This is a genomic window from Streptomyces sp. MJM8645, from assembly GCF_001625365.1.
Taxonomy (GTDB): Bacteria; Actinomycetota; Actinomycetes; order Streptomycetales; family Streptomycetaceae; genus Kitasatospora.
Genome location: NZ_LJJF01000001.1, coordinates 6,504,789 through 6,523,250, shown reverse-complemented (window position 1 = coordinate 6,523,250; position 18,462 = coordinate 6,504,789). Strand labels below are relative to the sequence as shown.

Here is an 18,462-nt window from a genome sequence, read left to right as displayed (position 1 = left end):
ACTTCCGGCCAAGGTGTGACAAGGCGTCAGCCACCGCTGCCGGGCGAACCCGCTGGCCCGGGGACGGTCGCGGACCGCAGCCCACCGCCACCCGCCGACCACCTGGCAGGGGAGCTTGGCCGAGAACCGGCCGCACGGCAGGGTTTCGACCGCCGACATGCGATAGGGGCCCGGGCAAACAGGTCTACACCACCGGGTCGCCGCCCGACTGCCGCCGGAGCCCCCGGGCATGACGAAGGGGCCCGTTCCGCTGGACGGAACGAGCCCCTTCGGGTGGAGCGCCAGGCCCGGGTCGCACGGACTCTTCCTACTGAAAGTAGGACGTGCTCTGGTAGCACCGCTGACGCCTGCTCGGGAGTTTGTTTCCCTCCCGACGAGAAGAACATTAGCAGGTCATCACGCCTGCTCAGAAACCGGATGGAGGAACGGGACCGGACCCGGCGGAACTGCGGCGACCCGACCCCGGCGCGCCCCGGCTCCAGCACGGAGGGCGGTCAGGGCAGCAGCGCCCGGTAGCCCGCGATCAAGGCGGTGAGGCCCAGCTCGAAGGCCCGGTCGGCGCGTTCGCGGCCGGCGGGGACGGCATCGAGGGCGTCGGCCAGGCGAGGGGTGGCGTCACGGTCGACGGCGTCGACCATGACGTCCGGGGCGACCAGGTCGAGGGCGGAGCCGAGGATGAAGCTCTCCAGGGCGGTGATCACGCCCATCACGTCCCGGGCGGCGAAGCCCGCGCCCTCCAGGGTGGCGACGGCACGCTCGTACAGCTCGTGCATGAACGGTTCGGCGAGCGGGGCGGTGGCGAGCAGGCGGACGATGCCGGGGTGTTCGGCGAAGGCGTCCCGGTAGGCGTGCGCCCAGGTGCGCAGCGCCGCGTCCCAGCGCTGGTCCCACATCGACTGCTCGCCGATGGTGCGGACGAGTTCGGCGCGCATCAGGGCGACGATCTCGGCCCGGCCGGCGACGTGGTGGTAGAGCGCGGAGGGGCCGACCTTGAGGGCGCCGGCGAGGCCGGGGATGGTGAGGTCGCCCGACTCGTCGACCAGCCGCAGCGCGGTGTCGACGATGCGCTGCCGGTCCAGCAGGGGTGTGCGCGGCCTGGCCATGCCGGTTCCTCGCCTTTCGGAGAGTCTTTCGGGGAGTCCTTCGGGAAGTCGCTCGGGGAGCCTTCCGGAGGATCTTCGGGAGGGCGAGGGGCCGGGAGCCTTCCGGAGAACCCTCAAGATCATAGTTACCCAAGCGTTACTGAATGGCTTTCAATAAAACTCTTCCGCACCCGCCGGTGCCGCGCCTACGGTAACCGAACCCCATTCGGTTTAGGCAGGTCGCCCTCGTCGCCTGCCGCGACCCGGAGAGGACGCTCCCCCATGCGTGCCGACACGATCTTCACCGGCGGCCGGATCCACACCGGAGACCCCGCCCACCCCGCCACCCACGCCCTCGCCGTCACCGCCGGGCGGATCACCGCCCTCGGCGACGCGGCGCTCGCCCTGCGCGACGACCGCACCGAGACCGTCGACCTGGCGGGCGGCGCCCTGTTGCCCTCCTTCGGCGACGGCCACCTCCACCCGCTGATCGGCGCCATCGGGCTGCGCGGCGTGCCGGTGCGCGACTGCACCAGCCTGGAGGAGGTCGTCGAGGCCGTCCGCACCTGGGCCGCCCGGCACCCCGAGGCCGAGTGGATCACCGGGGACGCCGTCGACCCGTGGCTCGCCGAGGGCGGCCTGTTCGACGCCCGGCTGCTCGACGCCGCCGTCCCCGACCGGCCCGTCCTGCTGCGCACCATGGACCACCACACCGGCTGGGCCAACAGCGAGGCGCTGCGCCGCGCCGGGTACGGGCCGGACACGCCCGACCCCGTGGGCGGCGAGATCGTCCGCCGCCCGGACGGCGCCCCGCTCGGCACCCTGCGCGAGTTCGGCGCCCTCAACCCCGTCCTCGCGCTCGTCCCGCCGCTCCCGCTCGCCGAGCAGGTCGCCGCCCTGCGCGAGACCACCGCCGCGCTCGCCGCCGCCGGGCTCACCTGGCTCCAGGACGCCTGGATCGAGCCCACGCAGGTCGACACCTGGCTCGCCGCCGTCGCCGAGCACGACCTGCCCGTCCGGGCCGGGCTGGCGCTGCTGCTCGAACCGGACGGCTGGCGCGCACGGCTCCCCGCCCTGGCCGCCGACCGGGAGCGGGTCGAGGCCGGCGGGCGCGGCCGGCTCACCGCCCGGGCGGTCAAGTTCTTCGCCGACGGCGTCGTCGAGTCCGGGACAGCCGCCCTCCTGGCGCCCTACAGCGACTGCCCGCACTCCCACGGCGTCGCCAACTGGACCGGCGCCGAACTGGCCGACGCCGTCACCGCCGTCGACGCGCTCGGCTTCCAGCCGCACATCCACGCCATCGGCGACCACGGCGTCCGGATCGCCCTGGACGCCGTCGAGGCCGCCACCCGCCGCAACGGCCTGCGCGCCCGCCGCCCGGTGATCGCCCACGTCCAGCTCGTCGACCCGGCCGACCTGCCCCGCTTCGCCGAACTCGGCGTGATCGCCAACTTCGAACCGCTGTGGGCCCAGACCGACCCGCTGATGACCGAACTCACCCTCCCCCGGCTCGGCCCCGAGCGCGGCGCCCGGCAGTACCAGATCGCCGCCCTGCTGCGCGGTGGCGCCCGGGTCTCCTTCGGCAGCGACTGGCCGGTCACCCGTTACGAGCCGCTGGCCGGTCTCGCCACGGCCGTCACCCGGCAGACCCCGGACGGCCTGCCGGCCGGCGGCTGGCTGCCCCAGGAGCGGATCGGCCTCACCGAGGCACTCGCGGCGTACTCGGCGGGCGTCGCTCACCAGGCCTTCGAGGAGGCGGAGTGGGGCGTGCTGCGCCCCGGGATGCGGGCCGACCTGGTGCACCTGGCGGCCGATCCCTACGCGGTGCCGGCCGCCGAGCTGGCCGCCGTCCCGGTGGCCGGGACCTGGCTCGGCGGCCGACGCACGCACTGACCCCCCGGGATCCCCCCCCCCCCCCCCCCCCCCCCCCCCCCGGTACCCGCCCGCCGGAACCCCCCCACGGCGTCCGCTCCCCCCGTCGACCGCCCGCACCCGATCGGCGGCCGACCGCTCTACCCTCGTCCGTACGACCCCAGGAGAGCTCCCCCATGACTCTGCCCTCCGACGCGGCCTCCCCGACCGCACCCGGCTCCCCCCGCACCGGCCCCGACACCGGCCGCGCCGGACCCAGCGCCGGGCCCGGCACCACCGGGCCCGGCACCGCAGCCGCCGGCTCCACCGGCCCCGCCCGCCTGGAAGGCGGCGTGCTCGGCACCGGCGACATCGTCTTCTTCGTCGTGGCCGCCGCCGCACCGCTGACCGTGATGGCCGGCGTGGCGCCGTTCGCGATCGCCTTCGGCGGCATCGGCACGCCCGTCGCCTACCTGGCCACCGGCGTCATCCTGGCGCTCTTCGCGGTCGGCTTCACCACCATGACCGCGCACATCCGCAACGCCGGCGCGTTCTACGCCTACGTCACCCGCGGCCTCGGCCGCCCCGCCGGGCTCGGCGCCGCGCTGCTCGCGGTGCTCTCGTACAACGCCATCCAGATCGGCATGTACGGCGCCTTCGGCTTCTTCGCCCACACCACCGCCGCCGACCTGCTCGGCCTGGACCTGCCCTGGCCGGTCTGGGCGCTGCTCGGCGTCGCGGTGGTCTGGCTCCTCGGCTACCGCTCGATAGACCTCGGCGCCAAGGTGCTCGGCGCGCTGCTGATCGCCGAGACCGGCATCCTGCTCGTGCTCGCCGTGGCGGTGCTGGTGCGCGGCGGCGCGCACGGGCTCGACCTGTCCTCGTTCGCCCCGCACAACATGTTCTCCGGGGGCATGGGCGGGGTGCTCGGGCTCTCCTTCGCCGCGTTCATCGGCTTCGAGGCCACCGCCATCTACCGCGAGGAGGCCCGCGAACCACGGCGGACGGTGCCGCGCGCCACCTACGCGGCGATCGCCTTCCTCGGCCTCTTCTACACCTTCATCACCTGGATGATCGTGCAGGCCTTCGGCGCCACCGAGGCCGTCGCGACCGCCACCGCCGACCCGGCCGGGATGTTCTTCACCGCGATGACCGACTACGTCGGCGCCTGGGCCACCGACCTCCAGCGGGTGCTGATCGTGACCAGCCTGCTCGCCGCGCTGCTCGCCTTCCACAACACCATCACCCGCTACGGCTACGCCCTCGCCACCGAGCAGGCCGCCCCGGCCGCGCTCGGCCGGGTCCACCCGCGCCACGGCTCCCCGTGGATCGGCGGCATCGCGCAGTCGGTGCTGGCGGCGGTGGCCGTCGTGGTGGCGGCGCTGATCGGGGCCGACCCGTACAACCAGTTCTTCCTCTGGGTGAACTCCCCCGGCGTGGTCGGCATCCTGGTGCTGCAGGCACTCGCCGGGCTGTCCGTGTACGCCTTCTTCCGCCGCAATCGCGAGGCGGCCGCGAGCGCCGGGGTGTTCCGGACGGTCGTGGCGCCGGTCGCCGCCACCGTGCTGCTGTGCGGGGCGACGGCGCTGGTGGTGTGGCGGCTCGACCTGTTCACCAATGCCGGGCCGGAGGTCAACTGGCCGCTGGTGGCGATCGTGCCGGTCGTGTTCCTGACGGGCGTCGCCATCGCGCTGCGGCTGCGGGCGCGGCGGCCCGAGGTGTACGCCCGGCTCGGGACGTCGGAGGTCGACGCGGGCTGAGCGGGCGGCGCCGCCGCAGGGCCGGCTCACCTCCTCAGGCCTGGCCCGACCGCCGCACACCCGGCCGGCGGCCTTCAGGCCTGGCCGACCGCCTCGGCGAGCAGCCGGTAGGAGTCGAGGAGGGCGGCGCGGTCGTAGGTGCTGGTGGTGACCAGGAACTCGTCCGCGCCGCTGCGCGCCACCAGGGCGGCGAGTTCGGCGGCGGCCCGCTCCGGGGTGCCCGCGATGTGGCCCTTCAGCGACTGCTCGTAGGCGGCGTGCTCGCGCGGGCTCATCGGCCGGGCCAGGATCTCGGCGGCGGGCGCCAGCGGCGGGAACTCGCCGTGGGTGCGGGAGTACGCGCCGGACCACGCCTCCGGGACGAGCAGCTCCCGGGCCCGGTCGGCGCTCTCGGCGACCGCGACCGTGCCCGAGACCACCACGTACGGCTCGGCGGCCTGCGCCGAGGGGCGGAACAGGCTGCGGTAGCGGTCGATCGCCGCGAGCATCCGCTCCTCTCCCCGGGCGGCGGCGATGACCAGCGGCAGCCCGGCGTCGGCGGCCAGGTCGGCGCCCGCGCCGGTGGCCAGGACGAAGGCGGGCACCCGCAGGCCCTCGGCCGGGCGGGCGTGGACGCCGGGGTGGGCCCGCTGCGAGCCGTCGAAGTAGCCGAGCAGTTCGACCAGCTGGGCGCCGAAGTCGTCCGCGGAGTCCTTCTCCCGGCCCAGCGCCCGCCGCACGCCGTCGGTGAACCCGACCGAGCGGCCGAGCCCCATGTCGATCCGGCCGGGGAAGAGCGAGGCGAGCACCCCGAACTGCTCGGCCACCACCATGGGCTGGTGGTTGGGCAGCATCACCCCGCCCGTGCCGACCCGGATCCGGGTGGTGGCCGCCGCCACCGCCGCGGCGAGCACCGTCGGCGCCGATCCCGCGACCCCGGGCACGCCGTGGTGCTCGGAGACCCAGAAGCGGTGGTACCCGAGCCGCTCGGCCTCGCGGGCGAAGGCCACCGTGTCCCGCAGCGCCTGCGCCGGCTCCTCGCCCCGTCTGGTCCGGGAGCGGTCGAGGACGGAGAGCCTGGTGATGGGCGCAGCGCTGGTCACGCGGTGGACAACGCCCGCCGCCGAGCCGAGCATTCCCCCACCACCACGCCCCGGATACGGAGGGGCCCCGGTCAGTCCGTGACGGCGAAGCCCTGTGCCGCGCCCAGCCGGTGTAGCGAGTCCTGCCCGGGGATCCCGTCGGCGGCGGCGTCGGTGTACCCGCACCGGCGCTGCCACCCGGCGTAGGCGGTGACCGTCAGGCTGCCGAACGAGCCGTCCACCCAGCGCTGTTCGAGCAGCCCCTCGTCCGCCAGGGCCTGCTCGACGATCGCCACCTCGGCGCCGTACGTCCGGTGCCCCTGTTCGGCGCCGGGGTCGGTGCGGGCGGCCGCCACGATGTGCGCGAGCGACACCGTCCGGGGACCGGGCAGGTAGCCGAGCAGCCGCCGCAGCGAGCTCTCCCCCGGCACGCCGTCCGCCGCCTGGCCGGAGTAGCCCAGGCTCTGCTGGTAGTCCGCGTAGTTCTCGGTGTCCGCGTCGCTCCAGTTCGGCCCGGGGCCGGAGCGGTAGTGGGCGCCGAAGCCCTGGGCGACGAGCCCCCGGCCGACCACGGTGACCTGGTAGCCCTGGGCGCCGTAGCCGTACGGGAGGCCGTTGATGGTGGTCTGGTACCGGGCCGGGGTCGGGTCCGCCGGGGGCACCGGGGGGTGCTGCGAGGGCGAGGGGATCGGGGTGCCGGGGCCGGCCGTGAAGTCGGGCCAGGAGCCGGGGTCGGTGTGGTCGTTGAACGGGACGTGGGCGTGTGCGTACCAGCCGCCGCTGGCCTCCCACACCTGCTCGTCGCGGTGGCTGGTGAAGTCGGCCGGGTGGCCCATCGGCCAGACGTCGGGCACGCCCCAGGAGGCGATCCAGGCGTGGATCCGGTCCCAGCCCGCGCACGGGGTGTCGACCAGCCGCGCGTACACGGTGCCCTGGTAGTTGCAGTAGGGGAAGAACACCGCCTCGATCTGGATCACCACGCGCCCGGCCCGGTTGGTGCGGGTCGGGCTCGTCGTCGGGCTGAGCAGGCTCTTCGAGCGGGAGTCGGCCGGGAACAGCTGGGCGATCCGGCCGCTGAACGGGTCCCAGATGAGGTGTGGCGCGTCGCCGGCGCCGCTGCCGGTGAAGTAGCTCACCAGGTCCTCGTAGGTGCACCAGTCCTGCGGCGCGGCGGCGGTCGCGTTGCGGTCCCAGGTGATGTGGGCGATGGCCCTCGGGGGGTACTGCTGGTCGGTCGGCGCGTGGTCGCCGAGGTCGTGGATCTCGGCACCGGGCAGCCACAGGTCGGACATGCGGTCTCCTCCAGGCGGCGAACGGACGTCGTTGCGGGTATCGGCAGGTTCACCCTCCGGATTGACCCCAACGGCGCAATACACGGCAATGAACCACCCATGCTCGCGCGCCCGTTCGGATCTGTAACGGGAATTCGTCCTCGCGTACGGACCCGGGGGCCCGCACCGCGTGCCACCGGACCCGCGCTCCGCCCTGCCCGGAAGGAAGCCCGAGAGGCTCCGGAAAGCCGTCGGGCGGGGGCGCATTCCACCCCGCCGCAGCCGCTCTGTCAATCGTTGACTTCGGAACTGGTCTAGTCCACGGTGGTGCGCGAAAAGCACTCATACCGTCATCACCGCCACGATTCTGACGAACCGACGGAGATTCCACCGTTATGCAACGAGTCTGCCTCGCCCTGCCCACCATGCGATCCTGCCCCGACACCATCGTGGAACTCGCCGAGGAAGCGGCCTACGCCGTCGCGAACTTCGACGTCGAGGTGCACCTCCTCATCCTCGACACCACCGACGCCGTCCAGTTCGCGAAGAACGCGGGCGCCGTGGCCGCCCTGGAGCCCACCCCCGGCGTGGTCGTCCACCACCTCGGCAACGCGCAGCAGCGGGAGTTCCTGCGCCGGGTCGCCGAGCGCTCCGGCGCCGCCGACCCCGGACTGCTGCTCGACATGATGCTCCCGCCGGCCGTCGCGTACGGCTCCTGCGTCAACCGGCTCTTCCTGGGCGCGGCCGCCCTGGGCTGCACCTCGGCGCACCTGCGCAACGACGACGCCGACTTCCAGGTCGTCGACGGTCGGAAGATCTTCCCGATCCACCACGAGCTGCTCTCGATCGGCCGACCGGCCGGCGAGGCGGCGGCCGGCGTGACCCGCTCCGAGCTCGACCCGGCCGACGCCGACAAGCCGGTGATGCTGGTCAGCGGCTCCTTCATCGGCGAACTCAACGTGGACATCAGCGAGATCCACGAGTTGGACCCGGACATCTACCGCGACGTGGTGCGCCTGTGGACCCCGCCGGTGTGGCCGGAGGAGGACCGGGACGCGATGGTGGACGTCTCCTTCAAGGGCGCCGGCTCCGAGCCGTTCACCACCGACGAATCCGTCCTCGGCGTGCCCGACATCTGGGACGTCTACATGTGCAACATCGCCCTGGACCACCGGGCCTACGAGGTGCTGCCGCTGCTGCCCTCGGTCAAGACCATCGGCAGCGACTACGCCCTGCTGCACGCCATGGTCCACTCCCGGCTGCCCGGCGTCGTCCACAACCGCCACATCGTCAACTACTACACGCCCGAACGCCGCATCGGCGACGGCTTCATCTCCTACCAGATGCGGTTCGTCAAGTTCCTGCTCTCGATGCTGTACCTGTACCCGGTCTACGGCGGCATGATCGACCTCGGCCGCGACCTGCTGGACGAGCGGCACGGGCTGAAGATCGAGCCGATCCTCGACCTGGTGCGGGGCAGCGTCGACTGGGACCGGGCCGGGAACGAGCACTGCCTGGACGTCCTGGACCGCTCCTACCGCAAGCTGGGCGGCAAGTACACCGAGCTCGCCGACGCGGTGGCCGAGCAGCGCGAGCAGCTCCTGGACGAGGCGCAGGAGGACGCCGAGCGCTGGGCGGTGCTGATGGGAGCCTGGGCGGCGCTGGTGGCCGCCTCCCGCGCGGAAGGGCTCGGCACCGCCTCGGAGGTCGCGGCCGGGTGAGCGAGGACCTCCGGATCCGGCTCCTGGCCGACGGCGACTGGGACGCCGTGGTCGCACTGGAGCACGACGCCTACGCGGCCGACGGCCTGTCGGAGGGCCGGGAGGCGCTGCAGTCCCGCGCCCTCGCCTCGCCGCGGACCTGCTTCGTGCTGGAGCAGGACGGCACCGTCCGCGGCTACCTGCTGAGCCTGCCGTACCCGCCGCTGCGCTGCCCGAGCCTCGACCGGCCGGAGGAGGCGGTGTTCGCGTCGGACAACCTGCACGTGCACGACCTGGTGATCGCCGAGGACCTGCGCGGCCGGGAGGTCGCGCTGGGGTTCATCCGGCACTTCCGGGAGCAGGCGTCCGAGCAGGGCTTCGAGCGGATCTCCATGGTCGCGGTCCGCGGCACCGACATCCTGCTGCGGCTGCTCGGCTACCGCGCCCACCGCGAGGTGGCGGTGCCGGCCTGCTACGGCAAGCGCGCCGTCTACATGTCGATGCCGGTGGCGGCCGGCTGACCTTCACTCGTCCACTCGTCCACTCGTCCGCTCGTCCACTCGTCCGGAGTAGTCCGGGCTGCGGCACTCATCCCGTCGAGTGATGCTGCTGACGGCTGCGCCCAGCCGCCAGCAGCATCACCACCGCCCGAGGGAGAGCGCATGAAGGCCGCCGTCGTCCACGACTTCACCGCGCCGCTGGTCATCGAGGACCGTCCCGTCCCCGAGCCCGCGGCGCACCAGGTCCGGGTCAGGATCGAGGCGTCCGGCCTCTGCCACACCGACATCCACGCCGCCCACGGCGACTGGCCGGTCAAGCCGAACCCGCCGTTCGTGCCCGGCCACGAGGGCGTGGGGATCGTCGAGGCGGTCGGCGGGGAGGTGCGCAACGTCCGGGTCGGCGAACGGGTCGCCATCCCCTGGCTGGCCGACGCCTGCGGGCGCTGCGACCAGTGCGTCTCCGGCTGGGAGACGCTCTGCCTCCAGCAGCACAACAGCGGCTACTCGGTGGACGGCGCCTACGCCGAGTACGCGCTGGCGCACGGCGACTACGTGGTGCCCGTCCCCGACGGCCTCGACCCGCTCGACGCCGCGCCGCTGTCCTGCGCGGGCGTCACCACCTACAAGGCGCTCAAGGTCTCCGGCGCCCGCCCGGGCACCCGGGTCCTGGTCTCCGGCATCGGCGGGCTCGGCCACCTGGCGCTGCAGTACGCGCGGATCTTCGGCGCCGAGACCATCGCGGTCGACGTCACCGACGACAAGCTCGCCCTGGCCCGCGAACTCGGCGCCGACCACGTCCTCGACGCCCGCACCCAGGACGTCGCGGCCGAGGTCCAGGCGCTCGGCGGCGCCCACGCGGCCATCGCCCTCGCCGTCAGCAACGCCTCCTTCCAGGCCGCTTACGGGGCCCTGCGGCGCGGCGGCACGCTCGTGCTGGTGGCGCTTCCGGCCGGCGGGAAGCTCGAACTGCCGGTGTTCGAGACCGTGTTGAACGGCACCAGGGTGATCGGCTCGATCGTCGGCACCCGCCAGGACCTCGCCGAGGTCTTCCGCCTGCACGCCCTCGGCCGCACCCGCGTCATTCTTGAGCCCCGCCGCCTGGAGGAGGTGAACGCCTGCTTCGACGAGGTGCTGGGCGGCAAGGTCTCCGCCCGTCTGGTCTTCGACCTGCGCTGAGCGGCCTGCGCTGAGCACGGCCCCGGCCGAGCAGGTGCGCCTGGCATCCGTCCGCCCCCTTGTCAGGACACAGCTCGCGGCCGATCCGCCCCCTCGGCCGGCCCGTTCGGGCACCAGTGGCCCCCCGGGTCACGCCCGCCCCACGTCCGTCCGGGCCCGGTTGCAGTTCCGTCTCCGTTCCGTCCGGTGGGGGGCACGGCGCCGTCCGGTCCGGGATCGTGGGGGCAACGACTCGTGGGGCGGGGGGAGTTGCCATGGGGGACGGCCAGGAGTTGGTGCCCGTGGTGGTGGGCGTGCTGGTGCGGGCGGCCGAGGGGGTGGCGGGCGGCCCGGGGCGGGCGGTCGCGGATCTGGTGCGGGCGCGGCTGCGGGCCACGCCGGAGGGCGCCCGGGCCGTGGACGCGGTCGACGCGAGCCCGGGGGATGCCCAGGCGCGGGCCGGGCTGACCGCCGCCGTCGGCGAACTGCTCACCTCGGACCCGGCGTTCGCCCGGTACCTGGCCACCACCGAACTCGGCCGGCCCGCCGACCCGCCGACCGTCCACCTCCGGGTCGATCCGGCCGTCGCCGGGGCCCAGGCCCGGGCCGCCCGGATCGGCGCCGCCCCCGTCCTCGTCACGCTGGCGCTGATCGTGGTCGCCGCCCTGGTCGCCGTCGGGATCAACCTGGGCTCGCGCCCGCTGCTGCGGCCGGGCGGGCCCGACCTGGCCCACGCCGGGCGGACGCTGCGCGACCCCGCCCAGGTGCAGGGCGTACTGCCCGATCTGCGGGCCATGCCGGGCGGCTGGCAGGTGGAGAGCGGCCCGCAGTCCGGAGCGGGCCCGGGCGAGGACGTGCCCTGCCTGCTCCCGGACGCCTGCGACCAGCAACTCGCGTACGCCACCGTGACGTTCCGCGCCGTGACCACGCACAGCGCACAGTTCACCGTGGTCACCTTCGCCTCCGCCGACGCCGCCGGCCGGGCCTTTGACGCGATGCTCGCCCACGTCGGCGGCGCCGACGCGGCCGCCGCCGTCCCCCTCCCCTCGATCGGCGACCAGCGGGCCGCCCGGACGCACGGCGCGGAAGGGGCGGAGGCCCTGGTGCGGGTCGGCACCACGCTGCTGTACGTCCGCGATTCGGGCCCGGGCGCCGACGCCGCCATGCCGGTGCTGGTTCTGTTCGCCCGCCTGCTGGCCGAACGCGCCCAGCAGGCCGAGGACGGCCGCGAGCCCGACGCCGCCGCCCAGGGGGCCACCGCCTGACCCGGCCGCACCCCCGCCTGCCGCAGCCCCTACCCAACCCGCCGCACCCCGACCGCACCGGTCGCCGGGTGCGGCTGCCGTTGCGTGGGGACACCGGTGGGGCCACCGGTGAGGCCGCGCGGCGCCGGCTCCTCCGAATGCATGTATCGCTCTCTTGACTGGCGTCACCAACACGCCATACTGGCCTCACTCCCGCTCGCACGATGAGGTGCCCGCCCATGGAGCTATCCCCCTCCGCGCACGTGGACACGTTCTGCCGCGACCATCTCCCGCCCTTCGATCAGTGGCCCGAACTCCTCTTCGACATACCGGAGTTGGCCTATCCGGACCGACTGAACTGCGCCCAGGCGCTGCTCGACGCAACGATCACCCGGTACGGCCCCGACCGCCGCTGCCTGCTCACCCCGACCGGCCAGTGGACCTACGGCGAACTACGCGACCACGCCGACCGGGTGGCCCGGCTGCTGACCGAGGACCTCGGCCTGGCCACCGGCAACCGGGTCCTGCTCCGCGGCCCCAACACCCCCTGGCTGGTGGCCTGCTGGCTCGGCGTCCTGAAGGCCGGCGGCGTGGCCGTCAGCACCATGCCGCTGCTGCGGGCCGCCGAACTGACCGGACTGCACCGGATCGCCCGGCCCGCCATCGCCCTGTGCGACCACCGCTACCTGGACGACCTCGCCCGGGCCGAGACACCCGGCCTGCGGGTGCTCGCCTTCGGCGGGCCCGGCCCCCAGGACCTGACCGCCCGCTGCGCCGCCAAGAGCGGCGGCTTCACCGCCGTCCCGACCGCCGCCGACGACGTCGCGCTGATCGCCTTCACCTCCGGAACCACCGGACGGCCCAAGGCCACCCTGCACTTCCACCGCGACGTGCTCGCCAACGCCGACACCTTCTCCCGCCACCTCCTGCGCCCCACCCCCGACGACCTGTTCGCCGGCACCCCGCCGCTCGCCTTCACCTTCGGGCTCGGCGGCCTGGTGGTCTTCCCTCTGCGCGCCGGCGCCGCCAGCCTGCTGCTGGAGCAGGCCACCCCCGAGCAGCTCGCCGAGCAGGTCCACCGGCACCGGGTCGGCGTGCTGTTCACCGCTCCGACCGCCTACCGGGCGATCCTGGCCGCCGGGCTCGCCGACCGCCTGTCCGGCGTACGGCGCTGCGTCTCGGCCGGCGAGCACCTGCCCGCCGCCCTCTGGGAGGCCTTCCACGCGGCCACCGGGCAGCGGCTGATCGACGGCCTCGGCGCCACCGAGCTGCTGCACGTGTTCATCTCCGCCGCCGACGGCGACATCCGCCCCGGCGCGACCGGCCGCCCCGTCCCCGGATACCGGGCCGCCGTCCTCGACGAGCAGGGCCGGCCGGTGCCGGACGGCGTGCCCGGCCTGCTCGCCGTCAAGGGCCCGACCGGCTGCCGCTACCTGGACGACGAGCACCAGCGCGACTACGTCCGCAACGGCTGGAACCTCACCGGCGACACCTACCTCCGCGACCGGGACGGCTACTTCTGGTACCAGGCGCGCAACGACGACATGATCGTCTCGGCCGGCTACAACATCGCCGGCCCCGAGGTCGAGCAGGCCCTCGCCGCCCACCCCGACGTCGCCGACTGCGCGGTGGTCGGGGCGCCGGACGAACGGCGCGGCACGGTGGTGAAGGCCTACGTGGTGCTGCGCGAGGGCGCGCCCGCCGGGCCGGAGCAGGTGCGGAGCCTCCAGGAGCACGTCAAGCGGACCATCGCCCCGTACAAGTACCCGCGCGCGGTCGAGTTCGTCACCCGGCTGCCGCGCACCGCCACCGGCAAGCTGCACCGCGCCGAACTGCGCCGGCGGGCCGCGACCGCCCCGGCCAGCGTGGCGATCGAGCGCCGGGTCGAGTGGTCCGACACCGACGCCGCCGGGCACTACCACTTCTCGGCCGTCCAGCGCTGGGCCGAGGCCGCGGAGGCGGCGCTGCTGCGCCGGCTGGGCCTGGCCGAGCTGTTCGGGCGGATCCCCCGGGTGCACTTCGAGGCCGACTACCGCGAGCGGCTCTGGTTCGGCGACCTGGTCCGCACCGAGCTGCGGGTGGTCCGGGTCGGCGGCTCCTCGCTGCACTACGCCTTCGAGGTGCACGGCCCGCAGGGCCTGGCCGCGTCCGGGCGGATGTCGGTGGTGCACGCCGCGCCGAACGCCAAGGGCGCCGAGCCCTGGCCCGCGCCGGTGCGCCGCGCGCTGGCCGAGGCCGGACCGCAACAGCCGGAGGTGGTGCGGTGACCACCGCGGCCCGCACCACCACACCCGCCGCCGCCCGCACCAGCGCGGCCCGCCGCATCGCGGTGATCGGCGCCGGTCCGGGCGGGCTCTACTTCGCCGCGCTCGCCAAGCGGTTGGCACCGCACCGGGAGATCACCGTCTTCGAACGCGACGGCCGGCAGGACGAGTTCGGCTTCGGCGTGGTGTTCTCCGACGAGACGCTGGACGGCATCGCCCAGGCCGACCCGGAGGTCTTCGCCGCGATCGGCGCCGAGTTCGCCCGCTGGAGCGACATCGACGTGCGCTACGCGGGCGAGGTCCGCACCTGCGGCGGGCACGGCTTCGCGGCACTCGACCGCAACCGGCTGCGCGCGATCCTGCAACGGCGCTGCGAGCAGCTCGTGGTGGACGTGCGCTACCGCACCCCCGCCCCTCCGGTCGACCGGCTCGCCGCCGCGTACGACCTGGTGGTCGCCGCCGACGGCATCCACTCGGGCACCCGCGCGGCCTACGCCGACACCTTCCGGCCCGACCTGGACGAGCGGCACTGCCGCTACATCTGGCTCGCCACCGACAAGGTCTTCGAGGCCTTCACCTTCATCGTCGAGCGGTTCGACTTCGGCACCCTCCAGGTGCACGCCTACCCGTACAGCGCGACCCGCTCCACCTTCATCGTGGAGATCGCCGAAGACGCCTGGCGCCGGGCCGGGTTCGACGCCCTCGCCGCCCGGGAGCCGGCCCGCGGCGAGAGCGACGAGGCCAGCGTGCGGCGCTGCGCGGACCTGCTCGCCGGACACCTGGACGGCCACCGGCTGATCCCGAACGCCTCCCGCTGGATCCGCTTCACCACCGTGCGCAACGCCCGCTGGCGCCACCGCAACGTGGTGCTGCTCGGCGACGCGGCGCACTCCGCGCACTTCTCGATCGGCTCGGGCACCAAGCTCGCCCTGGAGGACGCCCTCGCGCTCGCCGCGAGCCTGCACGAACAACCGGCGCTGGAGCAGGCGTTGGCCGCCTACGAGGCGGAGCGGCGCCCGGTGGTGGAGTCCACCCAGCGGGCCGCGCAGGCGAGCCTGGAGTGGTTCGAGACGGTGGAGCGGCGCACCGGGCAGGGCGCCGACCGGTTCACGTTCAACCTGCTCACCCGCAGCCGCCGGGTCACCTACGGCAACCTGCGGGCCCGCGACCCCGGCTTCGTCGACGCGGTGGACGCCGCCGCCGGCGGCCCGCCCGGAGTGCCGCCGATGTTCCGGCCGCTGAAGCTCGGCGCCCTGGAGCTGCGCAACCGCGTCGTGGTGCCCCCGCTCGCCACCTTCACCTCCACCGACACCCTGCCCAGCGGCTTCGACCGGGCCCAGCTGACCGCGCACGCGCTCGGCGGCGCCGGGCTGGTCCTCGCCGGGATGGCCGCCGTCAGCCCCGGGGGCCGGGCCACCGACCGCTGCCCGGGGCTGTGGAACGACCGCCAGGAGACGGCCTGGCGCGAACTCGTCGACGCCGTCCGCGCGGTGAGCGACACCCCGGTCGGCCTCCAGCTGACCCACGCCGGCCGCCGGGGCGCCACCGCCGCACCCGGCCCGGACGGGATCGGGCGCCCGCTCGCCGACGGCTGGCCGCTGCTCGCCGCCTCCCCGCTCCCCTGGGGCCCCGACAGCCCTGCCCCGCACGCGGCCACCGCCGCCCAACTGGCCACCGTGGTCGCCGACTTCGCCGAGGCGGCGGAACGCGCGGCGCGGGCCGGCTTCGACGCGCTGGAGCTGCAGTTCGGCCACGGCCACCTGGTCTCCGGCTTCCTCTCACCGCTGACCAACCACCGCACCGACCGCTACGGTGGCCGGCTCGCGCACCGGCTGCGGCTGCCGCTGGAGGTGCTGGCGGCCGTCCGCGCGCTCTGGCCGGCCGGGCGGCCGCTGCTGGTGCGGATCTCGGCCTGCGACTGGGCGCCCGGCGGCACCACCGCACCGGAGGCCGTCACGATCGGCCGCGCGCTGGCCGACGGCGGGGCGGACGCGGTGGACGTGTCCACCGGCGAGGTGGTCGCCCACCAGCGGCCGCCGTACGGCCGCGGCTACCAGACCCCGTTCGCCGAGCTGATCCGCGCCGCAACCGGCCTGCCGACCATCGCGGTCGGCGCGATCTCCGGGCACGACGACGCCAACTCCGTGCTGCTGGCCGGGCGGGCCGACCTGGTCGCGATCGGGCGGGCCCAGCTGTACGACCCGCTCTGGACGCTGCACGCCGCCGCCGAGCAGGGCTACACCGGGCCGGGCGCGCGCTGGCCCGGCCCCTGGTCGGCGGGCAGCCGCAGACCGCCGGGCCCGAACGCCGACCGGGTCGCACCGCGCCTGCACCTGCTGGCCGAGCCCGCCGCGCCGGTGCACCGCCGCTGGCCGCCGCCCACCCCCGAACCGCGCTGAGCAGCCGAGGAGGAACCATGCCCGACCTGCCCCGCTTCACCGCCGCGGCCGTCCAGGCCGCCCCCGTCTACCTGGACCCGGCCGCCACCGTCGACAAGGCCGTCGCCCTGATCCACGAGGCGGCCGGCCACGGCGCCGCCCTGGTGGTCTTCCCCGAGGTCTTCGTCCCCGGCTACCCGTACTGGAACTGGACGATGAACCCGGTGCAGGGCTCGCCCTGGTACGAGCGCCTCTACCGCGCCGCCGTCGACGTCCCCGGCCCGTACGTGGACACGCTGCGCGCCGCCGCCCGGCAGGCCGGCGTGGTGCTGGTGATCGGCGTCAACGAACGCGGCCGGCACAGCCTCGGGGTGCTCTACAACACCCTGCTGATCATCGGCGCGGACGGAGAACTCCTCGATGTGCACCGCAAGTTGGTGCCGACCTGGGCCGAGAAGCTGACCTGGACGCCCGGCGACGGCAGCTCCCTGCGGGTGCACCGCACGGCCGTCGGCCCGCTCGGCGCGCTGGCCTGCGGCGAGAACACCAACACCCTGGCCCGCTTCACCCTGCTGGCCCAGGGCGAACTCGTCCACGCCGCCAGCTACATCGCCCTGCCGGTGGCCCCCGAGGACTACGACATGGCGGAGGCGATCGCGCTGCGCGCCGCCGCGCACTGCTTCGAGGGCAAGCTGTTCACCGTGGTCTCCTGCTCCACCATCTCGCCCGAGATGGTGGACCTGATCGCCGGTGACGACCACCAGGTGCGCAAGCAACTCGCCCGCCCGCGCAGCGCGTTGTCCGGAATCTTCGGCCCCGACGGACGCCCGGTGGGCGAGCCGCTGGTGGACGAGGAGGGCATCGTCTACGCCGAGATCGACCTCGGCCGGTGCATCCAGCCCAAGCAGATGCACGACATCGTCGGCCACTACAACCGCTTCGACGTCTTCCGGCTGCACGTGGACAACCGCCCGCTGCGACCGCTGGTGTTCCCGGAGGAGCAGGCATGACCAGCCACGACGGCACCGACCCCCACGACACCACCGACCAGGGGCGCACGGCCGACCACGACGACGACCAGCTCGGCCGCGCCAGGGTCACCGACAGCCCCGAACTCACCGCCTACTACGAGGAACTGGCCGAACACGAGGCCGGCGCCCTGTGGACGGTGGCGAACGAGATCGAGCCCTGGTACCCGCAGCCCAAGTCGGTGCCGGTGCTCTGGCGCTACGCCGACCTGCGCCCGCTGGTCCGCAAGGCGCTGCCGCTGGTCAAGGCCGACGACGCCGGCCGCCGGGTGGTGATGCTGGTCAACCCCGGGCGTCGCGAACTGAGCGCCGCCGTCGGCCTGCTGTACACCGGCCTCCAGATCATGGGCCCCGGTGAGGCGATGACCGCGCACCGCCACCAGGCCGCCGCCCTGCGCTTCGTCCACGAGGGCACCGGCGCCTGGACGGTCGTGGACGGCCAGAAGCTCAAGGTCGGCCCGCGCGACTTCGCCATCACGCCCAACAACTCCTGGCACGAGCACGGAAACGAGTCCGACGACGCCCCGGTGATCTGGCAGGACGGCCTGGACATCCCGCTGGTCAACATGCTCGACGCGAACTTCTACGAGGTCCACCCGGAGCTGTACCAGCGGCCCGGCACGGTGGTGAACTCCTCCCTGCTGAGCTACGGCGGCAACCTCCTCCCGTACGGCGTCGAGACCTGGAGCAGGCCCTACTCCCCCCTGCTCGGCTGGCCCTGGGAGCCCAGCTACCACGCGCTGCGCCAACTCGCCCGCGCCACCGGGGGATCGCCGTACGACGGCGTCATCATGGAATACACCAACCCGGCCACCGGCGGCCCGGTGATGCCGACCATGGCCGCCCACTTGCAACTGCTGCGCCCCGGCCAGGCCACCCGCGCCCACCGCCACACCGGCTCGGTGGTCTACACGGCGGCCAAGGGGCGGGGCGTCTCGGTGATCGCCGGGCGGCGCTTCGAGTGGCAGCAGGGCGACGTCTTCGTCGTCCCGTCCTGGGCCTGGCACGAGCATGCGAACCTCGACCCCGGCGAGGACGCCTGCCTGTTCTCCTTCAACGACTTCCCGGTGATGCACTCGCTCGGCCTCTACCGCGAGGAGGCCCACCCCGCGCACGACGGGCACCAGGGCCCGGCCTGACCCGCAGGACACACCCCGGCCCATCAGCG

General features: G+C 74.4%; 13 protein-coding genes and 1 pseudogene. 11 read left to right on the top strand and 3 right to left on the bottom strand.

Annotated features, from left to right (window positions below; translation table 11 throughout):
* Window positions 1–494 precede the first annotated feature (494 nt).
* The gene (locus A6F73_RS27770; RefSeq protein WP_063350269.1) at window positions 495–1,103 is read right to left on the bottom strand and encodes a TetR/AcrR family transcriptional regulator C-terminal domain-containing protein; all 609 of its coding nucleotides are present in this window, start codon (window positions 1,101–1,103) and stop codon (window positions 495–497) included.
* 261 nt (window positions 1,104–1,364) lie between these two features.
* Here A6F73_RS27770 and A6F73_RS27765 point away from each other — a divergent pair, with 261 nt between their 5' ends.
* Together A6F73_RS27765 and A6F73_RS27760 are read left to right on the top strand one after the other, a co-directional pair.
* Entirely contained in the window at window positions 1,365–2,975 is a 1,611-nt protein-coding gene (locus A6F73_RS27765) for an amidohydrolase (RefSeq protein WP_063350268.1), read from the top strand.
* Window positions 2,976–3,130: 155 nt separating this feature from the next.
* Complete coding sequence (locus A6F73_RS27760) at window positions 3,131–4,693, top strand: APC family permease (RefSeq protein ID WP_079136069.1); 1,563 nt, start codon at window positions 3,131–3,133, stop codon at window positions 4,691–4,693.
* Between the two features lie 74 nt (window positions 4,694–4,767).
* Here A6F73_RS27760 and A6F73_RS27755 read toward each other — a convergent pair whose 3' ends face one another.
* Both A6F73_RS27755 and A6F73_RS27750 read right to left on the bottom strand, forming a co-directional pair.
* A complete protein-coding gene (locus tag A6F73_RS27755; RefSeq protein WP_063351604.1) occupies window positions 4,768–5,775 on the bottom strand; it encodes an MsnO8 family LLM class oxidoreductase in 1,008 nt (335 codons plus the stop codon).
* Between the two features lie 71 nt (window positions 5,776–5,846).
* Complete coding sequence (locus tag A6F73_RS27750; RefSeq protein ID WP_063350267.1) at window positions 5,847–7,046, bottom strand: peptidoglycan-binding protein; 1,200 nt, start codon at window positions 7,044–7,046, stop codon at window positions 5,847–5,849.
* 374 nt (window positions 7,047–7,420) lie between these two features.
* On the opposite strand from A6F73_RS27750, the gene A6F73_RS27745 reads away from it, so the two are divergent.
* From A6F73_RS27745 to A6F73_RS27710, 9 genes and pseudogenes are all read left to right on the top strand, one after another.
* Window positions 7,421–8,746 carry a DUF6271 family protein gene (locus A6F73_RS27745; protein ID WP_063350266.1) on the top strand — a complete coding sequence of 442 codons (1,326 nt, stop codon included), beginning with the start codon at window positions 7,421–7,423 and terminating at the stop codon, window positions 8,744–8,746.
* Complete coding sequence (locus A6F73_RS27740; RefSeq protein WP_063350265.1) at window positions 8,743–9,246, top strand: GNAT family N-acetyltransferase; 504 nt, start codon at window positions 8,743–8,745, stop codon at window positions 9,244–9,246. Before A6F73_RS27745 ends, A6F73_RS27740 begins: the two co-directional genes overlap by 4 nt.
* A 141-nt stretch (window positions 9,247–9,387) precedes the next feature.
* Window positions 9,388–10,401 carry an alcohol dehydrogenase AdhP gene (gene adhP / locus A6F73_RS27735; protein WP_063350264.1) on the top strand — a complete coding sequence of 338 codons (1,014 nt, stop codon included), beginning with the start codon at window positions 9,388–9,390 and terminating at the stop codon, window positions 10,399–10,401.
* A gap of 254 nt (window positions 10,402–10,655) precedes the next feature.
* Window positions 10,656–11,645 (top strand): hypothetical protein, encoded by a 990-nt coding sequence (locus tag A6F73_RS27730; RefSeq protein ID WP_063350263.1) that lies wholly within the window; start codon window positions 10,656–10,658, stop codon window positions 11,643–11,645.
* A gap of 218 nt (window positions 11,646–11,863) precedes the next feature.
* Window positions 11,864–13,474 (top strand): annotated as a pseudogene (locus tag A6F73_RS27725) (AMP-binding protein); the annotation flags it as partial.
* Between the two features lie 15 nt (window positions 13,475–13,489).
* Window positions 13,490–13,891, top strand: coding sequence for a thioesterase family protein (locus A6F73_RS43430; RefSeq protein WP_244293727.1), 402 nt, complete (start codon window positions 13,490–13,492; stop codon window positions 13,889–13,891).
* Window positions 13,888–16,287, top strand: coding sequence for an FAD-dependent monooxygenase (locus tag A6F73_RS27720; RefSeq protein WP_079136067.1), 2,400 nt, complete (start codon window positions 13,888–13,890; stop codon window positions 16,285–16,287). The genes A6F73_RS43430 and A6F73_RS27720 overlap by 4 nt, the downstream gene beginning before the upstream one ends.
* A 17-nt stretch (window positions 16,288–16,304) precedes the next feature.
* The gene (locus tag A6F73_RS27715; protein ID WP_063350262.1) at window positions 16,305–17,276 is read left to right on the top strand and encodes a carbon-nitrogen hydrolase family protein; all 972 of its coding nucleotides are present in this window, start codon (window positions 16,305–16,307) and stop codon (window positions 17,274–17,276) included.
* Window positions 17,273–18,433 carry a cupin domain-containing protein gene (locus tag A6F73_RS27710; protein ID WP_063350261.1) on the top strand — a complete coding sequence of 387 codons (1,161 nt, stop codon included), beginning with the start codon at window positions 17,273–17,275 and terminating at the stop codon, window positions 18,431–18,433. The genes A6F73_RS27715 and A6F73_RS27710 overlap by 4 nt, the downstream gene beginning before the upstream one ends.
* The last annotated feature ends 29 nt before the right edge of the window (window positions 18,434–18,462 follow it).